General features: G+C 63.3%; 25 protein-coding genes. 13 read left to right on the top strand and 12 right to left on the bottom strand.

What is annotated here, in order from left to right; translation table 11 throughout:
- Window positions 1-75: 75 nt before the first annotated feature.
- Entirely contained in the window at window positions 76-534 is a 459-nt protein-coding gene (locus VPH41_RS24625) for a Fur family transcriptional regulator (RefSeq protein WP_328571824.1), read from the bottom strand.
- A 159-nt stretch (window positions 535-693) separates the two neighbouring features.
- On the opposite strand from VPH41_RS24625, the gene VPH41_RS24620 reads away from it, so the two are divergent.
- Entirely contained in the window at window positions 694-2,751 is a 2,058-nt protein-coding gene (locus VPH41_RS24620) for a TonB-dependent receptor domain-containing protein (RefSeq protein ID WP_328571823.1), read from the top strand.
- A 242-nt stretch (window positions 2,752-2,993) separates the two neighbouring features.
- On the opposite strand, the gene ugpQ is transcribed toward VPH41_RS24620, so the two are convergent.
- Window positions 2,994-3,734 (bottom strand): glycerophosphodiester phosphodiesterase, encoded by a 741-nt coding sequence (gene ugpQ / locus VPH41_RS24615; RefSeq protein WP_328571822.1) that lies wholly within the window; start codon window positions 3,732-3,734, stop codon window positions 2,994-2,996.
- Between the two features lie 196 nt (window positions 3,735-3,930).
- Here ugpQ and VPH41_RS24610 point away from each other — a divergent pair, with 196 nt between their 5' ends.
- Window positions 3,931-5,046, top strand: coding sequence for a sensor histidine kinase (locus VPH41_RS24610; RefSeq protein WP_328571821.1), 1,116 nt, complete (start codon window positions 3,931-3,933; stop codon window positions 5,044-5,046).
- The gene (locus VPH41_RS24605) at window positions 5,043-5,948 is read left to right on the top strand and encodes a LytR/AlgR family response regulator transcription factor (protein ID WP_328571820.1); all 906 of its coding nucleotides are present in this window, start codon (window positions 5,043-5,045) and stop codon (window positions 5,946-5,948) included. The genes VPH41_RS24610 and VPH41_RS24605 overlap by 4 nt, the downstream gene beginning before the upstream one ends.
- A 19-nt stretch (window positions 5,949-5,967) precedes the next feature.
- On the opposite strand, the gene VPH41_RS24600 is transcribed toward VPH41_RS24605, so the two are convergent.
- Window positions 5,968-6,294: a hypothetical protein gene (locus VPH41_RS24600; RefSeq protein WP_328571819.1), complete on the bottom strand. Its 327-nt coding sequence runs from the start codon at window positions 6,292-6,294 to the stop codon at window positions 5,968-5,970.
- 173 nt (window positions 6,295-6,467) lie between these two features.
- Here VPH41_RS24600 and VPH41_RS24595 point away from each other — a divergent pair, with 173 nt between their 5' ends.
- Entirely contained in the window at window positions 6,468-7,106 is a 639-nt protein-coding gene (locus VPH41_RS24595; protein ID WP_328571818.1) for a hypothetical protein, read from the top strand.
- A 6-nt stretch (window positions 7,107-7,112) separates the two neighbouring features.
- On the opposite strand, the gene VPH41_RS24590 is transcribed toward VPH41_RS24595, so the two are convergent.
- Complete coding sequence (locus tag VPH41_RS24590) at window positions 7,113-8,390, bottom strand: MFS transporter (RefSeq protein WP_328571817.1); 1,278 nt, start codon at window positions 8,388-8,390, stop codon at window positions 7,113-7,115.
- Between the two features lie 108 nt (window positions 8,391-8,498).
- Here VPH41_RS24590 and VPH41_RS24585 point away from each other — a divergent pair, with 108 nt between their 5' ends.
- Window positions 8,499-9,401, top strand: coding sequence for a LysR family transcriptional regulator (locus tag VPH41_RS24585; protein ID WP_287775719.1), 903 nt, complete (start codon window positions 8,499-8,501; stop codon window positions 9,399-9,401).
- Between the two features lie 167 nt (window positions 9,402-9,568).
- Here the strand turns inward: VPH41_RS24585 and VPH41_RS24580 are convergent, their stop codons facing one another.
- The 4 genes from VPH41_RS24580 to VPH41_RS24565 form a co-directional block, all read right to left on the bottom strand.
- Entirely contained in the window at window positions 9,569-10,441 is an 873-nt protein-coding gene (locus VPH41_RS24580; RefSeq protein WP_152283583.1) for a hypothetical protein, read from the bottom strand.
- A gap of 19 nt (window positions 10,442-10,460) precedes the next feature.
- Entirely contained in the window at window positions 10,461-11,261 is an 801-nt protein-coding gene (locus VPH41_RS24575) for a hypothetical protein (RefSeq protein ID WP_152283582.1), read from the bottom strand.
- Complete coding sequence (locus VPH41_RS24570) at window positions 11,251-11,763, bottom strand: hypothetical protein (RefSeq protein WP_152257247.1); 513 nt, start codon at window positions 11,761-11,763, stop codon at window positions 11,251-11,253. Before VPH41_RS24570 ends, VPH41_RS24575 begins: the two co-directional genes overlap by 11 nt.
- A gap of 93 nt (window positions 11,764-11,856) precedes the next feature.
- On the bottom strand, window positions 11,857-12,150 hold the full coding sequence (locus VPH41_RS24565) for a DnaJ domain-containing protein (protein WP_010395442.1): 294 nt from the start codon (window positions 12,148-12,150) through the stop codon (window positions 11,857-11,859).
- 161 nt (window positions 12,151-12,311) lie between these two features.
- On the opposite strand from VPH41_RS24565, the gene VPH41_RS24560 reads away from it, so the two are divergent.
- The 3 genes from VPH41_RS24560 (at window position 12,312) to VPH41_RS24550 (ending at window position 17,036) form a co-directional block, all read left to right on the top strand.
- The gene (locus VPH41_RS24560) at window positions 12,312-14,078 is read left to right on the top strand and encodes a glutamine--tRNA ligase/YqeY domain fusion protein (protein ID WP_328571816.1); all 1,767 of its coding nucleotides are present in this window, start codon (window positions 12,312-12,314) and stop codon (window positions 14,076-14,078) included.
- A 201-nt stretch (window positions 14,079-14,279) separates the two neighbouring features.
- Window positions 14,280-16,127 (top strand): sensor histidine kinase, encoded by a 1,848-nt coding sequence (locus tag VPH41_RS24555; RefSeq protein ID WP_328571815.1) that lies wholly within the window; start codon window positions 14,280-14,282, stop codon window positions 16,125-16,127.
- A 195-nt stretch (window positions 16,128-16,322) separates the two neighbouring features.
- The gene (locus tag VPH41_RS24550; RefSeq protein WP_328571814.1) at window positions 16,323-17,036 is read left to right on the top strand and encodes a glycine-rich domain-containing protein; all 714 of its coding nucleotides are present in this window, start codon (window positions 16,323-16,325) and stop codon (window positions 17,034-17,036) included.
- Between the two features lie 81 nt (window positions 17,037-17,117).
- Here VPH41_RS24550 and VPH41_RS24545 read toward each other — a convergent pair whose 3' ends face one another.
- The 4 genes from VPH41_RS24545 to VPH41_RS24530 all read right to left on the bottom strand — a co-directional run bounded on the left by VPH41_RS24545 (window position 17,118) and on the right by VPH41_RS24530 (window position 19,325).
- The gene (locus VPH41_RS24545) at window positions 17,118-17,357 is read right to left on the bottom strand and encodes a hypothetical protein (protein ID WP_029496207.1); all 240 of its coding nucleotides are present in this window, start codon (window positions 17,355-17,357) and stop codon (window positions 17,118-17,120) included.
- Window positions 17,358-17,598: 241 nt separating this feature from the next.
- Window positions 17,599-17,859 carry a hypothetical protein gene (locus tag VPH41_RS24540; RefSeq protein WP_287775713.1) on the bottom strand — a complete coding sequence of 87 codons (261 nt, stop codon included), beginning with the start codon at window positions 17,857-17,859 and terminating at the stop codon, window positions 17,599-17,601.
- A gap of 203 nt (window positions 17,860-18,062) precedes the next feature.
- Window positions 18,063-18,323, bottom strand: a complete 261-nt coding sequence (locus VPH41_RS24535) for a hypothetical protein (protein WP_152283578.1) — start codon at window positions 18,321-18,323, stop codon at window positions 18,063-18,065.
- Between the two features lie 84 nt (window positions 18,324-18,407).
- Window positions 18,408-19,325, bottom strand: a complete 918-nt coding sequence (locus VPH41_RS24530) for an NAD-dependent epimerase/dehydratase family protein (RefSeq protein ID WP_328571813.1) — start codon at window positions 19,323-19,325, stop codon at window positions 18,408-18,410.
- Window positions 19,326-19,337: 12 nt separating this feature from the next.
- On the opposite strand from VPH41_RS24530, the gene VPH41_RS24525 reads away from it, so the two are divergent.
- From VPH41_RS24525 to VPH41_RS24505, 5 genes are all read left to right on the top strand, one after another.
- Window positions 19,338-20,363: a CDP-6-deoxy-delta-3,4-glucoseen reductase gene (locus VPH41_RS24525; RefSeq protein WP_287775710.1), complete on the top strand. Its 1,026-nt coding sequence runs from the start codon at window positions 19,338-19,340 to the stop codon at window positions 20,361-20,363.
- A 77-nt stretch (window positions 20,364-20,440) separates the two neighbouring features.
- The gene (locus VPH41_RS24520; RefSeq protein WP_328571812.1) at window positions 20,441-21,712 is read left to right on the top strand and encodes an MFS transporter; all 1,272 of its coding nucleotides are present in this window, start codon (window positions 20,441-20,443) and stop codon (window positions 21,710-21,712) included.
- A 38-nt stretch (window positions 21,713-21,750) separates the two neighbouring features.
- Window positions 21,751-22,416: a DUF1345 domain-containing protein gene (locus VPH41_RS24515; RefSeq protein ID WP_152283574.1), complete on the top strand. Its 666-nt coding sequence runs from the start codon at window positions 21,751-21,753 to the stop codon at window positions 22,414-22,416.
- A 253-nt stretch (window positions 22,417-22,669) separates the two neighbouring features.
- Window positions 22,670-23,047 (top strand): HPF/RaiA family ribosome-associated protein, encoded by a 378-nt coding sequence (locus tag VPH41_RS24510; protein ID WP_328571811.1) that lies wholly within the window; start codon window positions 22,670-22,672, stop codon window positions 23,045-23,047.
- Window positions 23,048-23,309: 262 nt separating this feature from the next.
- Window positions 23,310-24,275, top strand: a complete 966-nt coding sequence (locus tag VPH41_RS24505) for a GGDEF domain-containing protein (protein ID WP_152283573.1) — start codon at window positions 23,310-23,312, stop codon at window positions 24,273-24,275.
- The last annotated feature ends 90 nt before the right edge of the window (window positions 24,276-24,365 follow it).

Here is a 24,365-nt window from a genome sequence, read left to right as displayed (position 1 = left end):
CGTGATATGGGTACGGGAATTGGCGCCGGGCACGGGCATTGTTGCAAGCCTGCCCACCGGTGCCGCCCTGCCCGTTCAGGCCGGGTCGTGGTGGCTGGCGCAGGCGTGCGGTGCCGGCGTGCCCTTGGCCGCAGCGGAAGCCGCGCTGGCGCAGGCAGCCGCATTGCAGTCGGCGCAGCGGCCGTACAGGGTCAGTTCGTGGCGCTCGACGACAAAACCCTGCGGCGCCATGCGCTTCAAGTCGCCCGGGCAATCATGCACGTCGAACACACGCTGGCACGTGGTGCACTGGAAATGGTGGTGGTGGTGATTGGCGGCCGTGTTCGACTCATAGCGCGGGTTTTCGCCCGGCAAGGTCACCACGTGCACCTTTTCTTCCAGCACCAGCGATTTCAAGTTGCGGTAAACGGTGGCGATGCCCAGCTGCGTCACCTGCAAGCTGGCCTGTTCGAGGATTTCCTGCGCCGACAGGGGGCGCTGGGCCGACTCGATGGCGGCTTGAATAGCGGTTTTTTGACGTGTTGTGCGTTCCATAGCCGACAGAATACACCATCCGCCCTCTTCCCCTGCCCGGAAAAACTGTCACACAGTAATGATAATGGGTTATCATTATCATCTTCTGGCAGCCACCCCATCCGGCAATGGCCTGCCCCAGCCCCGCAAACACCGATAGCGAATAAGGAATTCTTGCCCATGTCCGTCCGTCCTCAACAACCGACTCCCCTCGCGCTGGCCATCATGCTGGCCTTTGCCGCCCCTGCCAGCGCACTGGCGCAACAGGCGACCACCTTGCCCGCCGTCACCGTCTCGGCCAGCGCCCTGGCCCTGGGCAGCGACGACATGAGCACGCCCGTGACCGTGCTGGAAGGCGAGGAACTGGTGCGCGCCCGCGAAGCAACCCTGGGCGAAACCCTGGCCGGCCAGCCCGGCATCACGTCCAGCCATTTCGGCGCTGGCGCCAGCCGCCCCATCATCCGCGGCATGGATGGTCCGCGCGTCAAGGTGCTGTCCGACGGCGCCGAAGTGCAGGATGCATCGACCATCAGCCCCGACCATGCCGTCGCGGCCGAACCCATGCTATCGGAACAGATCGAAGTGCTGCGCGGCCCGTCCGCGCTGGCCTACGGCGGCGGCGCCGTGGGTGGCGTCGTCAATGTGATCGACAAGAAAATCCCCACGCGCGTGCCGGCCAAGGGTTTTGAAGGCAGCGCGGAAGTGCGCGCCAACTCGGCCGCGCGCGAAAAGGCGGGCGCCTTTGAAGTGACGGGCGGCTCCGGCAACATCGCCTTCCACGCGGAAGGCGTCAAGCGCGATGCAAAGGAATACAAGGTCGGCAGCGGCTGGGAAGGCGGCTCGACAGTGGCCGGCAGCTACAACAAGACGGACACGGGCAGCGTGGGCGTGTCGTGGGTGGGAGCGCGCGGCTTCCTGGGCCTGGCCTTCACGAGCCAGCACGCGGAATACGGCTTGCCTGGCCACAACCATGAATTTGAAAGCTGCCACCCGCACGGCACGCATCTGCACTGCGGCGGCCATGAAGGCCACGACCACGGCGATGAAGAAGAGCACGACCATGACCACGAACACGGCAGCGTGCCGTACGTGAAACTGAAAAGCGAACGCTGGGACGTGCGCGGCGAATTGCGCGACCCCGTGCCCGGCTTTGCCAAGCTGCGCCTGCGCGCCGCGTTCACCGACTACAAGCACGATGAAATCGAAGGCACGGAAATCGCCACCACCTTCAAGAACAAGGGCCACGATGCGCGCCTGGAAATGGAACACCATCCCCTGTTCGGCTGGCGCGGCGTGGTAGGCCTGCAAACGTCGAAGCGCGATTTCTCCGCCCTGGGCGAGGAAGCGTACGTGGCGCCGACGGTCACGAAGAAACACGCGGCTTTCCTGGTCGAGGAATACAAGCTGGACCAATGGCGCTTCGAGGCGGGCTTGCGCCACGAATGGCAAGACATCACGGTCGACAGCGCCACCTTGCAGGACCGCAGCGCCAAAGGCACGTCGGTGTCGCTGGGCGCCGTGTGGAAATTCGCGCCCCAGTACTCGCTGGGTTCGACCATTTCGCGCACGCACCGCCTGCCCAGCGCAGAGGAACTGTATGCGCACGGCGTGCACATGGCCACGGCCACGTATGAGCTGGGCAATCAAAACCTGGGCAAGGAAACGTCGAACAATATCGACTTGACCTTGCGCAAATATGCGGGCGCCACGACCTTCTCGGCCAGCGCCTACCGCAACAAGGTGGACAATTACATCTTCGGCAGCACGCTGGACAGCCACGAAGGCTTCCAGCTGATCCAGTACGCCCAGCGCGACGCGACCTTCACGGGCGTGGAAGGCCAGATCCGCCAGCAATTGAACCCCATGTTCGGCGCCAGCGTGTTCGGCGACTACGTGCGGGCCAAGCTGGCCGACGGCGGCGGCAATTTGCCGCGCATCCCGGCCCAGCGCGTGGGCGTGAAGGTCGATGCCAACTGGCAGGCGTGGAGCGGCGTGGCCGAGTTCTACCGCGTGGGCAAGCAGGATAAAGTGGCAGCATTCGAAACGGCAACGCCGGGCTACAACATGCTGAACCTGTCCGCCAACTACGACACGCGCATCGGCACCACGCCAGCCCAGTTCTACATCAAGGCGAACAACCTGACGAATGAACTGGCGTACAGCCACACCTCGTTCATCAAGAATGCGGCGCCGTTGACGGGACGTAATTTGACGGTTGGGATGCGCGTCACGTTCTAAGCTGTTTCGTAGGTCGGGTTAGCGCAAAGCGCGTAACCCGACCTCGAACTGCTGGGGTCAGACCCGACGGGTCTGACCCCGGAGTTCCGGCCTGCAATGCTCGCTGTGCTACAGCACAGCTGCGCTTCTCGGCCGTATCTCATTTCCGCTCACTTCCGCTCGCTACGCTTCTGTCAGGCGCTGTGAAGCTGAGTGAAGCTGAGACTACGGTGAGATTGCGGTGAGATTAAACCGAGAGCTTGTCAGCTAGCCTTGATCAGATCGATCCTGTCCGTGCAAAAACCGTCCACGCCCCAGGCCAGCAGCTCGCTGGCCCGCTCGGGCGTGTTGACGGTGTAGCAGAACAGTCCCAATCCTTCCTCTTTGACTTCCAGCGCAAGCGCGCGCGTCAGTTGCTGGTGGTCGCAATGGAGCGCCACCACGCCCAGTTCGCGGGCCGTCCGCGCCCATCCATCCGGTATCTGTTCGACCAGCCAGCCCCGCGCCAGTTCCGGCGCCGCCTCGCGCGCCGCCTGCAAGGCTTCGATGCTGAACGACGACAGCAGCGGCAATACTTCTCCTGCCGCAATTTCCTGCGCAAAATGCTCGCGCGTGGCCCGCGCCACCGTTTCGCCCGTGGCCACGTCAAAGCCGGGCGCGGGCTTGATTTCAATATTCATCCAGATGCGCTGCGCCTTGCAATAGCTGACGACGGCGTCAAACGTGGGCACGCCCTCGCCCGCGAAAGCGGGGCCGAACCAGGCACCCGCGTCCATCGCCCCCAGCTGCGCGGCCGTGTAATCGCTGACATGGCCGCTGCCGGCCACGGTGCGCCCCAGTTCGGGGTCGTGCACGACGACGGGCACGCCATCGGCGGCCAGCATGACGTCGAACTCCACGGCGCGGTAGCCGTAGGCGAGGCCACAGCGCAGGGCGGCCAGGGTGTTTTCAGGTGCCAGGGTGCCGCCGCCGCGGTGCGCCAGGGTGCGTGGATAGGGCCACATGATGTTCCTTTATAACAACTCCATGGATACAAGACTGTCTTGCCATACTATTGCGTGCCCGCCCTGAAAAGTAAAGCGGCCCGTTTGGCGACGTGCCGCGGCGAATGGCGACGCGCCCGGGCCGTTTCGTCGCAGCCCGGTTGCGCCCTGGCCTGCGCTGGCACACAATGCCTCATCGTTACCAGCAGACAACTACATGAAACCCGACGTCCCATCCGCCGATGCCCCCGCCAAGCGCCGCTCGCCCTATTACCGCATGCTGCCCGACGCGCGCTATGCGCTGGCGCTGAACGTGATCTGCGCGCTGGTCATTACCTTCATCCTCAATCCGGGCAGCCATTTTGGCCAAAACCTGATCGCCTCGATGTGCATCGGCACGATTGCCTTCCTGCTCATCGACGGCATGCGCCTGACCCTGTGGGGCGAAGGCCAGCGGCCCAGATTCCTGCCTTTCATGCTCATCATCCTGATTTCCGTGCCCGTGGCGCAAATCCTGGGCTTGACCCTGTTCAGCTGGCTGACGGGCGTGGACGTGGGCGGCTTCGAAAACCTGCTGCCCTCGCAGATGATGGGCACGCTCGTATTCACCCTGCTGGCCACGGGCGGCGCCGTGCTGTTTTTCTCCAGCCGCGAAAAGATTGCCCGTCTACAAATGGCGGCAGCCCAGGAAAAGGCCCGCGCCGAATCCGTTGCGCGCCAGGCTATGCAGGCCCAGCTGCAGCTGCTGCAGGCGCAGATCGAACCGCACATGCTGTTCAATACCCTGGCCAACCTGCAGGGCCTGATCAGCTTTGACCCGGACCGCGCCCAGTTGCTGCTCGACCAGCTGATCCAGTATTTGCGCGCCACCCTGTCCTCCTCGCGTGCCGACTCCACCACCCTGGAGCAGGAGTTTTCCCTGATGCAAGCCTACCTGGGCCTGATGTCCATCCGCATGGGCGCGCGCCTCAGCTATGCGCTGGACTTGCCCGAGGCCTTGCGCCAGATCAAGGTGCCGCCCATGCTGTTGCAGCCGCTGGTGGAAAACGCCATCCAGCACGGCCTGGAACCGAAGATCGAAGGCGGCCACATCCATGTGCAAGCGTCCACGGACGGCGGCGTGCTGACCCTGACCGTCAGCGACGATGGCCTGGGCCTCGACCATCCGGGCCAGACCAAGGGCACGCACCTGGGCGTGGCGAATATCCGCGAACGCCTGCACGGCATGCATGGCGATGCCGCCAGCCTGTCGCTGGCCGCCAACCATCCGGCAGGCGCCACCGCCCGCCTGACACTTCCCCTTCCACCCACCACCACGAGTCCACTCGCATGAGCCAGCACACCGCACGCGCACCACGCGCCCTGATCGCCGAAGACGAACCGATACTCGCCGCCGCCCTCGCCCACGCCTTGCAGCGGCTGTGGCCCGAGCTCGACATTGTTGCCACCTGCCCCAACGGCGTGGATGCATTGCGGCAAGGCCTGGCGCTGCAGCCCGACATACTCTTTCTCGACATCAAAATGCCAGGCAAGACGGGCCTGGAAGCGGCCGAAGAACTTGCCGAACAGTGGCCCGAAGGCGTGCCCTTCCCCCACATCGTGTTTGTCACTGCGTACGACGAATACGCACTGGCCGCCTTCGAGCAGGCTGCTGCCGACTACGTCTTGAAACCCGTCAACGATGCGCGCCTGGGCAAGACAGTGGAACGCCTGCAGCAGCGCTTGCGCGACAGTGCCGGCACGCCGCCCGCCGCGACGGCAAGCGCCGCAACATCGGCGTCGCCGGCGTCGTCGGCATTGCCAGCATCAGCATCAGCGGCAGTCCAGGCGAACGCGGCAGGCATCGCCGCCGGCGACGACAACATGGCCCGCCTGCTGGCCCAGCTGCAAGCGATGCTGCCGCCCGCCCCCCGCCTGCAAATGATACGGGCGGCCGTCGGCAACAGCGTGCGCATGATCGCCCTGGCCGACGTCGTGTATTTTGAAGCGCTGGACAAATACATCAACGTCGTGTGCCACGATAGCGAAGCGCTGATACGCACGAGCCTGAAGGAATTGCTGCCCCAGCTGGACCCGCAACAGTTCTGGCAAATTCACCGGGGCACCATCGTCAATGCCGGCGCCATCGCCACGGCCGTGCGCGACGAGGCGGGCAAGCTGTCACTGACCCTGCGCCAGCATCCGGCGCAGCTGCGCGTCAGCCCCTTGTATGCCCATCTGTTCCGCCAGATGTAATACGCGCAAGGGCCAAGGCCTAGTGCAGCTGGTGCTTCAGGTCCGATAGTTCATCGTGGACCTTCTGCACGGCGCTTTTCATTTCCGGCGTCAGGCTGGACGCCGTGCCGCACGCCCGCTTGGCGCGGTCACCCAGCGATTCCATCTGGTCGACGGCTTGCCGGATGCGCGCATCGTCTTGCGTGTCGATGGCTTGCCGCACGGCATTCTTTTGCTGGTCCAGCTGGTTGATGCAATCTTTCAAGTCCATGGGCATGCCCTGCTGCTTGCCGCACAGCTGGGCCGCCTGGCCGATCGCGTGTTCGATGGCGCCAAAGCGCCGTGCCACTTCCTTTGCCTGCATCATGATATGTCCTCCCATGCTATCTGGAGTTGGATCGTCAGGCCGGCCCCGGGTTCCCCACCGTCCGCCACGGCATTGAAATTTCCATGTGGCACTTTTTTGTAAGTGCTTGTGACATTTTAGATAATTATCAAATTCCTCAGCTACATTGGCGTACCCGAACCACCACGCCATCCATGACCTCGTTGCCGCCCCTGCCCCGCCGTGCCCCCAGCCTGCTGCTGATCGTCCTGCTGCACGCGGGCCTGGCATATATCTTCGTGCAGTCGCGGCCCGCCAGTATCACGGAGGCCGACCTGCCGCAGGGCCCCGCCATCACCTGGCTGCGCTACACCGCGCCCGCGCCGCCCAAGCCCCTGCCTTTACCCAGCGCCAAACCGCCAGCCCCACGCATGGCCCGCCTGCCTGTGCCGGCCCCCATCAGCCGCCCCTTGCCGCCCCCCGCCGTCGAGCAGGCGCCAGCACCGGCAGTGCCGGAAGCGGTCACGCTCGCCGCACCGCCCAGCGCGGCCGATATCCTCGCGCAAGCCAAGCGCGACGTGGGCAAGATCGACAAGGAGTTGCGCAAGGAATTCCCGCAGCGGGGCGGGGAGAAATTCGAGGACACGGGTTTCAAACGCATGCAGCAAGGCTTTGCCGAAGCCTACGCGGCCGTGCCGCCGAAATGGTACGAAGCGTCGAAAATCGAGGAGGTGGGCGCGAATGCGGCCAAGGGCAGCCGCACCTATAAAATCACCAGCGCGCTTGGCACCTTGTGCGTGACCACGCGCGCGGGCAAGAATGGCGAAACGATGATCGGCAACTGTCCCAAATAGCCGGACTCAGCCCACTGCTTCGCGCGCGCCCAGCGGCTGCAGATGGCGCAGGCGCAGGGCGATCAGCACGCCGCCGCCCAGGCACAGGCCCAGCATGACGACGACACCGGTCCAGCCGTCGAAGCCCCACATCATGCCCGAGGCGGAACCGATCAGACTGGAGCCCAGGTAATAGAACAGCAAATAAAAGGCCGAGGCCAGCGCCTGCGGCGCGCGGGCGCGGCGGCTGACCCAGCTGCTGGCGATCGAGTGCGAGGCAAAGAAGCCGAAGGTGGCCAGCGCCATGCCCGTGACGATCAGCGGCAGCGAGTCGAACAGGGTCAACAAAATGCCGGACAGCATCACCGACAGCATGATCCACAGCACGCCCCGGCGCCCCAGGCGGTCCACCAGGCGGCCCGCCCAGACGGAGCTGAAGATGCCGATCAGGTACAAAAAGGCCAGCAAGCCGACCGTGCTCTGGCGCAAGCCGAAGGGCGCGGCCAGCAGGCGGTAGCCGATGTAGTTATACAGGCTGACAAAACAGCCCATCAGCACGAAGGCCAGGCAGAACAGCCACGGCAAGCCCCGGTCGGAAAAATGCTGTTTGATGGCGTGCGGCAAGGCATTCCAGCCCTTGGTGCTGGGCACGAAATTTTTCGACGCAGGCAGGCTGCGCCAGAACTCGGCCGCCGCCAGCACGCCGGCCACGCCCAGCACGCCCAGGGCCCAGCGCCACGACAGGAAATCGCTGAGCATGGACGCCACCAGCCGTCCCGACATGCCGCCAAACGCGCTGCCGGCAATATACAGCCCCATCGACAGGCCCAGCGACGGACCCTCGATTTCCTCGCCCAGGTAGGCCATGGCCACGGCCGGCATGCCGCCCAGGGCCACGCCCAGCGCTGCGCGGATGGCCAGCAGCTGCGCATAGTCCTGCGCGAACGCGGACAAGATGGTCAAGATTGCGGCGGAAAACATCGACGCCACCATCAGCGGCTTGCGGCCTACCCGGTCCGAGACGGCGCTCAGCAGCACCAGCGAGATGGCCAGCAAGCCGCTCGACACGGACAAGGACCAGCTGCTTTGCGCCGGCGTCAGGTGGAACTGGTGCGACAGCAGCGGAAACAGGGGCTGGATGCAATACAGCAAGCTGAAGGTGGAAAAGCCGCCGAAGAACAGCGCGCGGTTGCTGCGCTTGAACTCGATGGACCCCTTGGCGATGGCCGTGCGGGGTGCCGGAGCGGGAGGAACCGGGATGGCGGAAGGTGCAGCGGAGGAAAAGGCAAGCGATGAATCAGACATGGCCGTGTTTCGGATAGGAAGCGAGTTTTCATCTTAGGATTGCCAACTCATATCGTCCAATATATATTTAAGGCCCAACTCATACTTTAAAACGATTACTGGACGAATATGGAACTGCGCCACCTGCGTTACTTCGTCGCCGTCGCCGAGGAGCTGCACTTCACGCGCGCGGCCGAGCGCCTGCACATCGGCCAGCCGCCCCTGAGCCAGCAAATCCAGGCGCTGGAAGCGGAACTGGGCGCGCAGTTGTTCGAGCGCAACAAGCGCTCCGTGCGGCTAACGCAGGCGGGCACGCTGTTCCTCGACGATGCGCGACGCATCCTGGCCCTGTCGGAACAGGCGGCCGTGACGGCGCGCCGGGCGCAGCGGGGCGAAGCGGGCGAACTGCGCATCGGCTTTACGTTTTCCACGCCGTTCACGCCGTATTTCGCTACCGTCATCAACCGCTACCGCCAGCTCTTTCCGCACGTCACATTGACCCTGCACGAGATGGCGACATTGCATCAGCTGGAAGCGATCTCGGACAGGACGATGGACCTGGGCTTCGTGCGCCCGCCGGAAACGGCCTACCCGGCCGACGTCCGCCTGACGCAATTGCGCCAGGACCCGCTGTTCCTCGTCTTGCCCGTCGCCCACGCGCTGGCGGCCAAGCGCAGCATCGCGATCGCCGACATGGCAGGCGAAGGCTTTGTCATGTATCCCAAGAATGCGGGCACGGGGATTTATCCGCAGATTTTCCGCCTGTGCAAGGCGGCCGGCTTCGTGCCCCAGGTGGCGCAGGAAGCGGGAGAAGCGTCGACCATCATCGGCCTGGTGGCGGCCGGCTGCGGCATTTCCGTGCTGCCCGCCTCGTTCGACCGCATCCGCATGGATGGCGTGTGCTACCGCCCCATCGCCGACCCGCAGGCGACGACCAGCCTGCTATTGGCGCAACGGGAAGAAGAGACGTCGCCGCAGGTGGCGGCGTTCGTGAAGCTGGCCGAGGAAGCGGCCATGGAAGGAAAGCAGTAGGTCGGATTAGCCCGCAGGGCGTAATCCGACAATCGCATGCATCAATGCAACGCCAGCAATGTCGGCTTACGCTGCGGCTGTGCCGCAGCTAAGCCGACCTACAGGACGCGCATCGGCGTAGGTCGGATTAGCGGTGGCGAAGCTGCCCCGTGATCCGACATCAACGATCACGAATAATCCGCGTCCAGCTCCGAACCCGCATAGTTTTCCAGGTCCTCGAACAGGCTTTTCATGCTGGCCCGCGTGAGGATCTTCTGCACCACGGTGCAGCTGCGGCGGTACGAAGCGATGCGGTCGAGCAGCACGGGATGGTGCTGCACGGGTACCTTGGCCACCAGGGCGGCCCAGCCTTCCTCGAAGTCGGGCTTGTTCTTGCGCACGGAACGCACGAAGCGCTCGAACTCCTTCTGCCCCGTGCGCGCGATGACGCGCCCGCCGCCTTCGATGGCGAAGATGATGGCCAGCGCGATGACGCCCTCGGCATTCAAGTCGCTGTCGCTGACGGGGCCGTTGTCATGGTGACGGCGCAGCCAGCTGGCCAGGCGCACGACGGCTTGCACTTCCTTGCGCTGCTGCAACTGCACCGCATACTTTTCATAGCCGGCCCAGTTCTGGTTCGGGTCGGCCTGGCAAATATCGATGAACAGCTCGCGCAGGCGGCGCTGCAAGTACACGGGGTCCTGGTCGTACTCGCCCACGAGGGCGTCTTCAGGCAGCTGCGACAGTTCCTTGATCAGGCGAAAGCCCACCTGGAACGCGTGCTCGGCGCCGTGCTCGACGAGGAAATCGAGCGCGGCCTGGTCGCCATCATGCGCGACGGCCTGCTCCAGGCCCAGGGACACGCCGCCCACCGTCAGGTACAGCGCCTTCTGGATGCCGTCGGCCGTGCGTTCATTCGTGAACTTCTCGGCCACCATCGCCGTGATGCCCGTCAATTCGTCGGCCAGGTTCAGGGCCGCATCCTCGCGCGGGTCGTTCGGCAACAGCTTGATGGCGCGCACCAGGCGCGGAAGATTCTCTACAACAATTGCTGGCAGCATCAGTCGTTCCCTGCTTTCATCACGAGAAAATGCCCGTGCCCAGGCTGCGGCGCGTGCTGGAACGTGGCGCGCTGCGCGTGCTCGGCACTTGCTTGCGCAGGCGGTACAGCAATTCCTTGGTACTACGCTGCAACATGGTCGGCTCTTCGTCCGGGTCGTCCGAGTATTCGGCATCGGCCAGGTCGGCGCTGTGGCGGAAATCGGGGAACAGCTCGAACAGCGAGCGGTCCCAGCCGTCCTCATTCGCCTGCGCCAGCTCGATGGCCAGCGGCACGACGTCGTTGTCGGACGAAGTCACGCCCGTCACATACGGTCCCTTGATGACGATTTCGCCCGCCACTTCGAGGATTTCCTTCGGCGCCATCGAGAACAGGATGGCAAACGCCGTGGCGCCCCAGTCGGTGGCGGACGCTTCGAGCAGCAGCTCGCGGCGGCGCTCGGCGTCGTCGGTGGAAAACACCACGCCGTGGATGTGCGCGAACAGCGCTTCGGCGATGCGTTCCGGATCGTCCTCGATCTGGTCGTCGCTCCAGGTGGCGGCGATGAAGGCCAGGCTGTCGGCCCAGGCTTTCGGCGGCACCAGCAAGGTTGCCAGCGACATCTTGCCGCCGTCAAAGCCGGCCAGGTGCAGGGCCGTCACTTGCGGCGGGATGGCATTGAGCACTTCCACCACGGCCAGGTCGCCGTACTGGTCGGCCGCGTCGGCAAACGCCTGCTCGGCGTGGCCCAGCGAACCGGACAACACCAATTCCGTGACCTGTTTGGTCAGCGCGGGAAGATTGCTCTTTTGCTCCGCATTTTGCTTGTCATTATCTGCCATGGTCATCTCCATCCTGGTCGAACATCTGGGCGAAATCGTCGGTGGCTTCGTCTTCGTCGTGCTCGTCGTCGCCGTCGTCATTGGCGGCCAGTTGGTCGAGCGACTGGTCGTCGTCGTCCCACAGGCGCGGATTCTTGTGCAGGAAAGCCGTGATGATGGCCTGGCGCGCCAGGTCCGGGAAGCTCTCTTCGATGGCCGCGTACATCTTGGCCGCTTCCGGCGCGGCGCAGGCGGCCATGGAAAACACGCGGGCCGGGTCGCCGAACTCGTAGTCTTCGCTTTCGGCCAGCAAGCCTTTCGGGTCGCTGAACGTGATGTGGTCGACCAGCGCGAAGGCCAGCATGTTCACGTCTTCGATGCCGCCGCCGCTCGCGTACTCGCCGACCAGCGCGTCGACCATGCTTTTGTAGTTCTTGCGGTTCGGCGGGTCGCCGAGGATGCCTTCGATCTGGCCTTCCAGCTCGCGCGACTGATACGCGAATTCAGGGTGTACTCTTCTCATGCTGTGCTTTCCAATGTGATGCGCGGCGCTGGATTAACAGCGCCGTTGTTGTTTTTCAAGTAATTCTGGCCGGCTGATGCGGGCCGCATCGATTTAATCGGCAGGCAATACTGTGCCGTGCAAACGGAACACGCCGCACCACAGCGCATACGCTTCCGCTTCCGGATCGATGATGATGCGGTGGTTCACGCTCTGGTCGTATTCGGCGCGCTTGGCCGGGTCGGCCAGGATTTCATACGCCTTGGTGACGCTCTTGAAGCGCGCCTCGGCGCCGGGGGCCTGGTTGCGGTCGGGGTGGAAGCGCATGGCCAGCGAACGGTAAACCTTCTTGATTTCATCGTCGCTGGCATTGGGTGCGACACCGAGGACGTTATATAAATTTTCCATATGAGGCTCCGGAGGCGCGAATTTCTACTAATTAAAGGCGAATTATCCTATAGAACGGCGTCCGCGTCGCTTGCATGCTGGGAAATGGGGGCAAATACGTGCTTATAAAGCGCTTGCGGTACGGTAAAATGCTTTTTACTGTCACTCTTCCGCATTGATCAATGAGCAACGATAACCCGAATACCGCCGCGCCAGCGCTGGCGCCCAATTTCTTGCGTAACATCATCGAAGCCGACCTGGCTGCCGGCGCCCACGTGCGTCCCGGCCTGCCCCAGGTGATCACGCGTTTCCCGCCGGAGCCGAACGGCTACCTGCACGTGGGCCACGCCAAGTCGATCTGCGTCAACTTCGGCCTGGCGCGCGATTACGCCGGCCAGTGCAACCTGCGCTTCGACGACACCAACCCGGCGAAGGAAGAGCAGGAATACGTCGACACCATCATGGACAGCGTGAAATGGCTGGGCTTTGACTGGGAACCGAAAAATGGCGACGGCCAGAGCCACCTGCACTACGCGAGCGACTATTTCGACCAACTGTACGCGATGGCCGAGTACCTGATCACGGCCGGCTTTGCCTATGTGGACAGCCAGAGCGCCGAAGACATGGCCGCCAACCGGGGCAATTTCGGCCAGGCCGGCAAGAATTCGCCGTTCCGCGACCGTCCGCGCGACGAATCGCTGGCCCTGTTCCGCGCCATGAAGGCGGGCCAGTTCAAGGATGGCGAGCACATCCTGCGCGCGAAGATGAGCGAAGATGCCATGAGTTCGCCGAACATGAACTTGCGCGACCCGGCCATCTACCGCATCCGCCATGCGCACCACCACCGCACGGGCGACGCCTGGTGCATCTATCCGATGTACGACTACACGCACCCGATCTCCGACGCGCTGGAAAACATCACGCATTCGATCTGCACGCTGGAATTCCAGGACCACCGCCCGTTCTACGACTGGCTGCTGGAAACCCTGTCGGCCGGCGGCTTCTTCCAGCAACCGGTGCCGCACCAGTTCGAATTCTCGCGCTTGAACCTGACCTACATCGTCACCAGCAAGCGCAAGCTGCGCCAGCTGGTGGAAGAAAAGATCGTCGACGGCTGGGACGACCCCCGCATGCCGACCCTGGTGGGCATGCGCCGCCGCGGCTACACGCCGGAAGCGATTCAATTGATGTGCGAACGCACGGGCGTGACCAAGTCCGACGGCTGGATCGACTACAGCGTGCTCGAAGGCTGTTTGCGCGAAGACCTGGACCCGAAAGCGCCGCGCACGGTGGCCGTGCTGCGTCCGTTGAAATTGATCATCGACAATTTCCCTGAAAACGAGAGCGTGGAATGCACGGCGCCCGTGCACCCGCACTTCCCGGAACGGGGCTTGCGCACCTTCCCCATCTCGCGCGAGCTGTGGATCGAGGAAGACGACTTCATGGAAGTGCCGAACAAGGGTTACTTCCGCCTGTATCCGCCCATCGACGACAAGCCGGGCAGCAAGGTGCGCTTGCGCTACGGCTATGTAATCGAGTGCACGGGCTTTGACAAGGATGAAAACGGCAAGGTCATCGCCGTGCATTGCACCTACTTCCCGGACAGCAAGTCGGGCACGGAAGGCAGCGCCAACTACAAGGTCAAGGGCAATATGCACTGGGTCAGCGCGCCGACGGCCATTCCCGCCGAAGTGCGCCTGTACGACCGCCTGTTCACGGACCCGCAGCCGGACGCGGGCGGCAAGGACTTCAAGCTGGCCCTGAACCCGCTGGCCAAGGAAGTCGTGCAAGCGTGGCTGGAACCGGGCGCGGAACTGGCCCTGCCGGAACAGCGCTTCCAGTTCGAGCGTCACGGCTATTTTGCGGCCGACCGGGTCGACAGCCAGCCGGGCAAGCCCGTGTTCAACCGCATCGTCACCCTGAAAGACAGCTGGCAGCCCGCGAAATAAGGGCTGGACGGCACACACAAAAAACCGCTGCGGCGGTTTTTTTTCGTTTCATGGAGAAATATTGCCTGTTGACTATATTCACGATAGTTTTGTATATTAGGCAGCTATTGAGCAATTTGCAATTCCGATAGTGCTTGTACAACCCAGCCTAGCCACCGCCATCCAGGCGGCACCCGATTCCTTTTCCTGATGCGGATGGCGATGTCTTCTACTGCCGGCGAACACCCTTTATCTGCGGAAAAAAGACCGCTCTGGCTGCTTGGCTTCGTGATGTCGGTGATGGCGGGCCTGCTGTTCTACGTGGCCGCCTCGCTGTCGATCGAAAGCGATGCCAGCGACCTGTTCAACAATCTGGCCCGCAATACGCAGAAAAACATCGAATCGCGCGTCAAGTCGTATGCCAACCTGCTGCGCGGCACGGCCAGCCTGTTCCACGCCAACGAACACGTGAGCCGCGAGCAATTCCACCGCTACGTGGCAAACATGGCTCTGCAACAGAACTACCCGGGCGTGATGAATCTCAATTACAGCCAGGAACTCGACGGTGCACAGCGCGCCGCCTTCGAAGCGGCCATGCAGCGCGACTATCCGCCCGGGAGCGACGGCTACCCCCCGTTTGCCATCGATCCGCCCGCCCCGCGCGACCGTTATTCCGTGCTCGTGTACATCGAACCGATTGCCAGCGCCCCGGAAAAGTTTGGCTACGACATCGCTTCACGTCCCCTGATCGCGGAAGCGCTGGCGCAGTCGCGCGATTCGGGACAGATCAGCAATTCCGGCGTGCCCGTGCCCATGGAAGGCCGGCCGCAACTGACGGGCATGGCCATGCGCCTGCCCGTGTACCGCTACGGCATGCCCACCGGCACAGTGGAACAAAGGCGCGCGGCTTACCGGGGTTCCGTCGGCATCGGCTACGACCTGGTGACGATGATGCGCAGCGCGCTGGCCGACATGCCGGTACGCAACGTCCGCCTGACCCTGTTCGATATCGGCCCGCAGGCGCGCGCGCCCCTGGACTTGCCGCACGACATGCGCCCCATCTTCGACAGCACGGCGGCGGGCATGCATGCACCATGGTGGCTGCCCGGCAACTCGGGCCGCTACCTGAGCAGCACGATGCTGATCGAGCACAATGGCCGCATGTGGCAAGCGCTGTTCAGCGTGCGCAAGAGCGACCTGTACACGCGCTTCGACGCCTTCCTGCCGTGGCTGGCCCTGCTGACGGGCTTTGCCAGCACCATGCTGCTGTATATGCTGTTCCATACCCTGGCGTCGTCGCGCCGGCGCGCCATCCAGATGGCCACGGGCATGACGGAGGAATTGCGCGCCAGCCAGATCCGCCTGCAGCTGTCGCACCAGAAACTGCGCCGCCTGGCAGCCCATGCCGACCAGATCAAGGAAGAGGAACGCAAGCGCATCGCGCGCGAAATCCACGACGACCTGGGACAGAACCTGCTGGTGCTGCGCATCGACGCCGACATGCTGGCTTCGCGCACGCAGCGCCGCCACCCGCGCCTGAACGCCCGCGCCCGCTCGACCCTGGAACAGATCGACGCCACCATCAAGAGCGTGCGGCAGATCATCAACGACTTGCGCCCGACCGTGCTGGACCTGGGCGTGAATGCGGCCGTCGAATGGCAGGTGGCGCAGTTTCGCCTGCGCACGGGCATCGCCTGCGAAGTGAGCGAAAGCCACGACGACATTTGCCTGAGCGACCAGTGCGCCACGGCCCTGTTCCGCATCCTGCAGGAATCGCTGAGCAATATTTCCCAGCATGCCAATGCCAGCCGCGTGCAAGTCAAGCTGGAAAAGTGCCGCGATACGGTATCGATGAGCGTCAGCGACAACGGCGTAGGCGCGGCCATCGACGGACGCAACAAGCTGGGTTCGTTTGGCCTGGTGGGCATCGAAGAGCGCATTAAATTGCTGGGTGGTACTTTCCACATCGAAAGCAGCCCCGGCGCCGGCATGAGCGTGCACGTCAGCGTGCCGCTGGGCGCGGACGCCACCGCATTTCCCTACCAGGAGGAAAGCAGGGCCAGCGCCTGACGGACACGCCCGCTTGAAGCAAGCTCAGCTTGCGTATTTTGTGATTAGATGCAATATTGATGTAGAACAATTAGCCTGACAGTCACCATCCAGGCACCCTTCCACCTGCCAGGAGTTCTCGCCACCAGCCAGCCATTTTTTCACCGTTTTTCCCCCACGCAGCGCTTTTACGATACCCACGACTAAAGGACACCCATGGATACCAACGACAGTTTCAAGGCAATTGCCGATTTGAATTTGGACGCGATCAAGGTCAAGCTGATGCACCGGGAATCCGGCGAAGGATGGAGCCTGGAGAAGGCCAATGCGGTGGAATTCGAATACCGGCGCTTCCTGATCCTGATGAAACAGTTTCCGGAAGAAGAGACGGCGCCGCTGATGGACGTCGATACCTTCTGGCACTACCACATCCTCGACACCCTGAAATATGCGGCCGACTGCGAACAGGTCTTCGGTTACTTCCTGCATCACTTCCCGTACATCGGCTTGCGCGGCGAGGACGACGAAGCGGCGCACCACCGCGTGGGCGAGCGCATGAAGCAGCTGTACGAGCAAACGTTCGGGGAAGATTATATCCGCGCAGAAACCGCGTATTCGGGACGCGCCGTGCAGGCAGCCTATTCGGGAAGGGCCGTGCAAGCCGCGTATTCAGGACGGGCTGTACAAACAGCATTTTCCAGTGCGGCGGTACAGGCGACGGCATACTCGGGCCGGGCCGTGCAGACGGCGTTTTCCAGCGCAGCGGTGCAGGCGACGGCGTATTCGGGCCGCGCGACCGGTGCTGCCAGCACCGCATTTTCCAGCGCACCCGCCACGCTGACCGCCGCAGTGGTCAAATCGTCCACGACTGGCCTGGAGATGGGGCGTTTCTATATCGATCGTCCGGTGCTGAACCGCGACCCGCAATAGAGAAAGCAAAGGTGGCTGCCGCACGCGGCAAGCTTGACTTACCCAGACGGCACCTCTCAGTTTGCCGTCTGTCAGGCGCTCTTAGGCAGCCATCAGTTCGCGCAGTTCACGAATGCTGAAATCGCTGATTTCATGCATGCGGATGAGGATCGTGGCGCCGATCGGCAAGGTATTGTGACGAATCTTGCTGATAACAGGTGGCGCCACTTCCAGAGCTCGCGACAGGGCGGCATCGTTTTTCAGTTGCAGCTTGTCGATGATCGCATCGAGGACGCGATTCGGGTTGTAGGTAGGCAAAGAGGTAATTTGTTTGAGAGACATGATCAAAAATCCGACTTGTTGTATTAGTGCAAAAAGAAACCGAATGTCTCTTCTGCAATAATTCAGGGTAAACACACTAAAAAGCGCCATCACTTATGCGGCATTTACGCCGCAAACAATATAATACACGCTATTGTTGATTTTTGCGTAACTTAAAGCAAAATTGTGATAATTGAAGAGAATTGACGCACTTGGAATGTGCTAGAGGATAACTCAAATCGGAAAAATTTGCTGCAAGTCATCAATTTTTACAATGAGGAACGCCGCTACGCATGAACCAGGCAATCGCCATGAGCGCGCTCAGGCGTGCCATTTCCGCTGACAAGTGCCAGCCCTGGACGGCCACGCCGGCCGGGGTGGCCCGCAGACTGGCGCTCGGGAAGGCGTCCACGCGGCACCAGGCCAGTTGCCGGCGAATTTCATCGGGTGGCGGCGGTGGCTGCAACGCACGCTCACGGCGCCGCATATAGGCACGCACCTGTTCCTTGCTGGGGTGACTCATAGCTCGCATGGCTCGCTCCTGCTGACGGAAAACAACGTCGCGCTAATTGTAGAGCCCGCCACAAATAGCCAAGACGCGTGACGACATTGCTCACCATATCGCCAGCTCGCCATGACACGTTTGCGCTGCATCAAATGGCAAGGCCCCGGCGTTGCGCCGAAGCCCATCCTGCCCCACGGCCTGGCGGCCGCGGCGGCCCATCCTTATTTCTTTTGCTGGCGCACGCGCTGTTGCTGCTTTTCCTGCGTTTGCTGGCGATTCTGCTTGCGCTCGAACAGGGTGACCGCATCTTTCTTGGCTTGCTCGACGGTACGCATTTCCTCATGCGCATCGTGCGGGACAAAAAATTCGGCATCCTGCGCTGCCACGACGAGCTTGATGGCGGCGTCGTCGTCGAGGTCATACAGTTCCGTCAGGACGGTGGTGACCTCGTCCAGGTATTCTTCGTAAGTGAGGGTGGTCATGCTGTATTCCTTAAGTGAATGGCGCACCGCCGGAACGACGCGCTGCGCGCCGGCCCAGGAAAAGTGCGCAGATAACCGGCCATTTTACCCGATGCGGGCCCCGCCGGCGGCCAGCGGCCGCAAGGCATCGGCCACGCGCGCGTAGCGCAGGCGCACGCCCAGCTCGCGCTTGATGCGCGTATTGTGCAGGCGGCGCGATTCGGACATGAACGACAGCAGCATCGGCGTGACCACTTGCTGCAGCTGGGCACGCGGCAGGCGCGGCGGACGCGGCAAGCCGAAGGTATCGGCCACGGCATCGAAATACTCCGCCATTTTGAGCTCGCTGTCATCGCTGGCGTGATACACGCGCCCCGGCTTGCCCCGCCACAGGGCCCGCTCGATGATGCGGGCCAGGTCATCGGCATGGATATGGTTGGTGTACACATCGTCGCCCGCGGCCAGGGCCGGCGTCCCTTCGCGCAAGCGCTTCAGGGGCAGGCGGTCGTCCGCATAGATGCCGGGCACGCGCAGGATGGCCACGCTGGCGCCGCGGCGCCCCCCCCAGCCCCGCAAGACCTGCTCGGCGTCGACGCGGCGGCGCGCGCGCGCATTCGCCGGCGCCACCGGCCGCGTCTCATCGACCCAGGCGCCAGCGCAATCGCCATATACGCCACTGGTGCTCACATACACCATGCGGGCGTGCTCGGGTAAAATGGCGACCAGATTGCGCGTGCGCCGGTCCAGCACGCCCGACGACAGGGGCGGCGCCAGGTGCACGACCATGGTCGCCAGCCCCGCCAGCCGTTGCAGGCTGGCGCGGTCGTCGAGGTTGGCCACGATGGGCACGGCGCCAGCGGCCCGCAGCTGGGCGCAGCGCGCCGGCTGGCTGGTGACGGCAAAGACGCGAAAGCGCGTGCGCAGCAAGGGCAGCAACCGCATGCCCACATCGCCGCAGCCCAGGATCAGCAGGCGCGGCAAGCCTACGGGCTTGCGCAAAGAGTGCATTAACATATTTTTCATCTCAAGGATTGTATGACTTTTCAAGTTACTGTTCAGCCCAGCGGCCACCAGTTCAGCTGCGAAGCGGACGAAACCGTGCTGGCGGCGGCGATACGCGCCGGCGTGGGCTTGCCATATGGCTGTAAAAATGGCGCCTGCGGCTCCTGCAAGGGCAAAGTAGTTGCCGGCAAGGTAGAGCACAAGGCGCACCAGCAGCGCGCCCTGACGCCGGAAGAAGAAGCGGCCGGCTTTTCCCTGTTCTGCTGCGCCACCACGGACGCGGACCTCGTCATCGAAGCACGCGAAGTGGCGGGTAGCAGCGACTACCCGATCAAGAAAATGCCGTCGCGCGTGACCACCATCGAAAAAGTCGCGCCCGACGTCGTCGTGCTGACCCTGCAGCTGCCGGCCAGCGAGCGCCTGCACTACCGCGCCGGACAGTATATCGAAATCCTGTTGCGCGACAACAAACGCCGCAGCTACAGCATGGCCAGCGCGCCCGCCGACGGCGGCCCCGTGACCCTGCACATCCGCCACCTGCCGGGCGGACTGTTCACCGACCAGGTGTTCGGCACCCTGAAAGAGCGCGACATCCTGCGCTTCGAAGGCCCGATGGGCACCTTCTTCCTGCGCGAAGATTCCGACAAGCCCGTCGTGCTGCTGGCCTCGGGCACGGGCTTTGCCCCGCTGAAAGCCATCGTCGAACACATGATCAGCGAGAAATCGCAGCGCCCGATCACCCTGTACTGGGGCGGCCGCCGCCCGCAGGACCTGTACATGGATGCGCTGTGCCGCCAGTGGGCCGCCGACCTGCCGCAATTCACGTATGTGCCCGTCGTGTCGGAAGCCTTGCCGGAAGACGCCTGGAGCGGCCGCACGGGCTTCGTGCACCAGGCCGTCATCGCCGACCTGCCCGACCTGTCCGGCCATCAGGTGTATGCCTGCGGCGCGCCCGTGATGGTCGACTCGGCCCACCGCGACTTCGTGCAATTGTGCCAGTTGCCAGACGACGAGTTCTACGCGGACGCCTTCACCACGGAAGCCGACCTGGCCAAGTAAGCATCCAGACAGCGGGGTGCTGCTGGCGCGGCATCCGCTGCCGCCACCGCTCCACCCCGCCGTTCCCTGGAAATCTCATGTCCCTCGCATCTGCCGGCAACGGCTTCAGTATCCTGCGTCACCGCAATTTCGCCTTCTACCTTTCCGCCCGCGTGCTGGGCACGCTGGCCGTGCAGATGCAAAGCGTGGCCATCGGCTGGCAGGTGTACCAGATCACGGGCAGCCTGTTCGACCTGGGCTTGATCGGCCTGGCGCAGTTCGCCCCCTTCCTCGTGCTGATCTTGCCGGCCGGCCACGTGGCCGACCGCTACAACCGCCGCAACATCATCGCCTGGTGCCTGGCGGCCCAGCTGGCGTGCGCGCTGGCCTTGCTGGCCTTTACGCTGAGCGGGCTGTCCATCGTCTGGCCCGTGTTTGCCGTGCTGGTACTGTTCGGCAGCGCGCGCGCCTTCATGATGCCGGCCACGCAAGCCGTGCTGGTCAACATGGTACCAACGGAACATTTCAGCCGCGCCGTGGCGCTCAGCTCGTCGAGTTCGCACGTGGCCATCATCCTGGGCCCCACCCTGGGCGGCTTGCTGTACTACTTTGGCCCCAAGGTCGTGTACCTGATCTCGTCCGCGCTGCTGGTGGTGTCCGTCCTGCTGATGCGCGCCACCACGCCGGCGCCGCAAGTGGTGAAACGCGAGCCCGTCAGCTGGCATACCCTGCTCGAAGGCTTGCGTTTCGTCTGGTCGAAACCCATCGTGCTGGGCGCCATTTCGCTCGACCTGTTTGCCGTACTGTTCGGTGGCGCCACGGCCCTGCTGCCGGCGCTCGCGCACGACGTGCTGCATATCGGCCCCAGCGGCCTGGGCCTGCTGCGCACGGCGCCAGGCGCCGGCGCCGCCCTGTGCTCGATCGCGCTGGCCATGTTCCCCATCACGCGCCGGGTGGGCGCCTGGATGTTCGGCGGCGTGGCCGTCTTCGGCCTGGGCACCCTGGTGCTGGGCAGCACCAGCTATTTCCCGCTGGCGCTGGCGGCGCTGTTCCTGATGGGCGCCGGCGACATGGTCAGCGTCTACATCCGCCACCTGCTGGTGCAGTTCGAGACGCCGGACGAAATCCGCGGCCGGGTCAGCGCCGTGAATGCCGTCTTCATCGGCGCCTCGAACGAGCTGGGCGAATTCGAATCGGGCCTGACGGCCGGCTGGTTCGGCCTCGTGCGCGCCGTGCTCTTCGGCGGCGCCGCCACCCTGGCCGTGACGGGCGTGTGGGCCGTGCTGTTCCCCGTGCTGTCGCGCATGGACCGCTTTCCCCACCACGAGAAGGAAGCGGCCGCCAGGACGGCCACCGCGACCGGCCCATAAGGTCTAAGATGCGCTATTGCCACTGACGACTTCGCACCATGAAAATCACGCTTCCGTTTCACGGCTTCATCCGCAGCCGCCCCCACCTGAGCCTGGCCACGGCCATCGGCGTGGCGGCCGGCCTGCTGCTGCCCGCGTCCTGGCAACAGATGACGCGCCTGCTGACGGCGTGGAACGTGGCCGTCTGGTTCTACCTGGCGACGATGGCCTGGATGATGATGCGGGCCAACCATCACAAGGTCAAGGCCATGGCGCAGCGCCAGGATGAACGGGCCGCCACGGTGCTGTCGGCCCTGTCCGTGGCGTCCGTGATGAGCCTGGTGGCCATCGTCTCGCAGCTGTCCTCGATGAAGGACATGGCGCCGGACGAGCGCGCGCTGCACTACGGCCTGACGATCCTCACCCTGGTCGGCTCCTGGTTTCTCGTCGGCACCCTGTTCTGCTTTCACTATGCCCACCTGTATTACCAGGCCGACCCCGCCTTGCGTCCCCTGAAGTTTCCCGACGACGAGCAAAACCCCGATTACTGGGATTTCCTGTATTTCGCCTTCACCATCGCCGTGGCCGTGCAAACGTCCGACGTTTCCGTGCAGACGCGGCTGATGCGGCAAATCGTGCTGGGACAATCCGTGCTGAGCTTTTTCTTCAACCTGGTCGTGCTGGGGCTGTCGATCAATATCGCGGCCGGTCTCATCAACGGATAAATGGCGGGACTGACGGCGGCCCAAAAGATTCCGAGAGGAAACTTGACCTGGGTGTAGGGTTAAGCTCATCTTAATCGTGCGCACCCTCTTGAAATACGGGAAAGAGGAGTAAGATGGGTTACGTAAGACAGGTCATGCACAGATCAAGTGCATGAGGCAAGAACCAGGCGCCGACGCGCCCTGGCAGCAGGTTTGACCACTGCCGTGCCAGGCGCCTGAGATGGGTTTTTTTTGAATTGACAGGAGTAAGCATATGCAAATCAATATTCATACCGACAGCACCATCGCCAACACCGCTGGACTGAACGAACATGTGCAATCCGTACTTGAAAACGCACTGAGCCGCTTCCGCGACAACCTGACCCGCATCGAAGTCCACCTCAGCGACACGAATGGCCCGAAAGGCGGCGCCGACGATATCCGCTGCGTCATGGAAGCACGCGTTGCTGGCTATCAACCAATCGCCGTCACAGAACAAAACGCCACCGTGCACCAATCCGTTGCCGGCGCCACCGACAAACTGAAACGCGCCATCGATAGCGCCCTGGGCCGCCTGCAAGACAGCAAGCGCCACGCCACCGGCAAGAATGCCGTGATCGATACGGCCGAAGCGGAAGAAACCGCCGAGTAATCCCCCCATGCAGTATTTGCCAGAGACCAAGGCAGCCGTTCAAGGCTGCCTTTGCACATCCGGCCCCGCCTTTCGCATGCAGCAATAACAATGATCAAACTGCAAGCATTCCAGCTTGTCAACACGACAAGGAAATAATTGTCGTATTTCTCACAGTAAGTAACATCAAGCAAGCTTTTGCCGTTACAGCCAAGGCCGCTTTACGCTATCATGAAGATACCGGCCCTCTGCTCGCGCGCGCCGGCTTTTTGAAAGTGTGATTGTGGAACAGATCGGCAACTTCAGCGCTTCAGGCTGCAACATCGGCGATTTACAGCTATTTCGCGATGGGGCGGATAGCCAGACGGCCGCCATGCTGGCGCCCTGCCCCGTCATGCGCCTCGAAGCGGGCGAAGCCATTGCCGACACCCAGGGCACCAGCCTGTACATCGTGCTGCGCGGCTCGCTGGCCGTGGCGGCCGACACCCACACGGGCATGGATGACGGCACCGTCAGCAAGGTCTTGCCCGGCGAAAGCGTGGGCGAACAATCGGTGCTCGACGAAGCGAGCAACCTGGCCGCCATTTCCGCCCTCGAGGAAACCGATTTGCTGGTGATCGACGCGGCCATCGTGTGGGAATTGATCGAACAATCGAACGGTCTGGCGCGCAACCTGCTGCGGCTGCTGTCCTTCCGCATCCGCGCTGCCAATGCCCTGCTGCGCCGGCGCCAGAAACTGGGCGAGTTCTACCGCCAGCTGTCGATGGTCGACAGCCTGACGGGCCTGTATAACCGCGCCTGGCTGACCGATTTATTGCCGAACATGATAGTCACGGCCCACGGCAGCAACTCGCCCCTGTCGCTGGTGATGATAGACCTCGACCATTTCAAGCGTTTCAACGACACGCACGGCCACCAGGCGGGCGACCAGGCGCTGCGCATCGCCGCGCAAGTGCTGGGCGCCGCCCTGCGGCCCACGGATTTTGCCGTGCGCTATGGTGGCGAGGAAATGATGGTGATCTTGCCCGATACCAACGAAAACGTGGCCCTGCGCGTGGCCGAGCGCCTGTGCGAGCGCATGCAGCAAGCCGTCATCTTCGCCGACATGCGCAGCCCGCTGCCGCACATCACGGGTTCCTTCGGCGTGGCCAGCCTGGCGGCCGAACAGGACGACGAAGGCCTGATCGCGGCGGCCGACGCGGCGCTGTACCGCGCCAAGGCGAACGGCCGCAACCGCGTAAGCACCTGATAAAAAGCCCATGGCGTCGTGGCATTGCCTCGCCGTAATTCGTACCGTCTTCGGCAATGCGCCTGGCCCTGGACATTTTCTCAGGCGCTT

The sequence above is a fragment of the Janthinobacterium sp. P210006 genome, from assembly GCF_036231885.1.
Classification (GTDB): Bacteria; Pseudomonadota; Gammaproteobacteria; order Burkholderiales; family Burkholderiaceae_D; genus Janthinobacterium; species Janthinobacterium violaceinigrum.
Note: the sequence above shows the minus strand (reverse complement) of the source record. Positions and strands in the feature narration are given on the sequence as shown.

Bases quoted from the DNA above. Each gene is read 5' to 3' on its own strand.
- VPH41_RS24545 (WP_029496207.1), bottom strand. From the start codon at position 17,357: ATGTCTCTCAAACAAATTACCTCTTTGCCTACCTACAACCCGAATCGC.
- VPH41_RS24610 (WP_328571821.1), top strand. From the start codon at position 3,931: ATGAAACCCGACGTCCCATCCGCCGATGCCCCCGCCAAGCGCCGCTCG.
- VPH41_RS24620 (WP_328571823.1), top strand. From the start codon at position 694: ATGTCCGTCCGTCCTCAACAACCGACTCCCCTCGCGCTGGCCATCATG.
- VPH41_RS24565 (WP_010395442.1), bottom strand. From the start codon at position 12,150: ATGGAAAATTTATATAACGTCCTCGGTGTCGCACCCAATGCCAGCGAC.
- VPH41_RS24515 (WP_152283574.1), top strand. From the start codon at position 21,751: ATGAAAATCACGCTTCCGTTTCACGGCTTCATCCGCAGCCGCCCCCAC.
- VPH41_RS24580 (WP_152283583.1), bottom strand. From the start codon at position 10,441: ATGCTGCCAGCAATTGTTGTAGAGAATCTTCCGCGCCTGGTGCGCGCC.
- VPH41_RS24510 (WP_328571811.1), top strand. From the start codon at position 22,670: ATGCAAATCAATATTCATACCGACAGCACCATCGCCAACACCGCTGGA.
- VPH41_RS24605 (WP_328571820.1), top strand. From the start codon at position 5,043: ATGAGCCAGCACACCGCACGCGCACCACGCGCCCTGATCGCCGAAGAC.
- VPH41_RS24525 (WP_287775710.1), top strand. From the start codon at position 19,338: ATGACTTTTCAAGTTACTGTTCAGCCCAGCGGCCACCAGTTCAGCTGC.
- VPH41_RS24550 (WP_328571814.1), top strand. From the start codon at position 16,323: ATGGATACCAACGACAGTTTCAAGGCAATTGCCGATTTGAATTTGGAC.
- VPH41_RS24570 (WP_152257247.1), bottom strand. From the start codon at position 11,763: ATGAGAAGAGTACACCCTGAATTCGCGTATCAGTCGCGCGAGCTGGAA.
- VPH41_RS24530 (WP_328571813.1), bottom strand. From the start codon at position 19,325: ATGAAAAATATGTTAATGCACTCTTTGCGCAAGCCCGTAGGCTTGCCG.
- VPH41_RS24540 (WP_287775713.1), bottom strand. From the start codon at position 17,859: ATGAGTCACCCCAGCAAGGAACAGGTGCGTGCCTATATGCGGCGCCGT.
- VPH41_RS24590 (WP_328571817.1), bottom strand. From the start codon at position 8,390: ATGTCTGATTCATCGCTTGCCTTTTCCTCCGCTGCACCTTCCGCCATC.
- VPH41_RS24555 (WP_328571815.1), top strand. From the start codon at position 14,280: ATGTCTTCTACTGCCGGCGAACACCCTTTATCTGCGGAAAAAAGACCG.
- VPH41_RS24535 (WP_152283578.1), bottom strand. From the start codon at position 18,323: ATGACCACCCTCACTTACGAAGAATACCTGGACGAGGTCACCACCGTC.
- VPH41_RS24600 (WP_328571819.1), bottom strand. From the start codon at position 6,294: ATGATGCAGGCAAAGGAAGTGGCACGGCGCTTTGGCGCCATCGAACAC.
- VPH41_RS24585 (WP_287775719.1), top strand. From the start codon at position 8,499: ATGGAACTGCGCCACCTGCGTTACTTCGTCGCCGTCGCCGAGGAGCTG.
- VPH41_RS24595 (WP_328571818.1), top strand. From the start codon at position 6,468: ATGACCTCGTTGCCGCCCCTGCCCCGCCGTGCCCCCAGCCTGCTGCTG.
- ugpQ (WP_328571822.1), bottom strand. From the start codon at position 3,734: ATGTGGCCCTATCCACGCACCCTGGCGCACCGCGGCGGCGGCACCCTG.
- VPH41_RS24625 (WP_328571824.1), bottom strand. From the start codon at position 534: ATGGAACGCACAACACGTCAAAAAACCGCTATTCAAGCCGCCATCGAG.
- VPH41_RS24560 (WP_328571816.1), top strand. From the start codon at position 12,312: ATGAGCAACGATAACCCGAATACCGCCGCGCCAGCGCTGGCGCCCAAT.
- VPH41_RS24520 (WP_328571812.1), top strand. From the start codon at position 20,441: ATGTCCCTCGCATCTGCCGGCAACGGCTTCAGTATCCTGCGTCACCGC.
- VPH41_RS24575 (WP_152283582.1), bottom strand. From the start codon at position 11,261: ATGGCAGATAATGACAAGCAAAATGCGGAGCAAAAGAGCAATCTTCCC.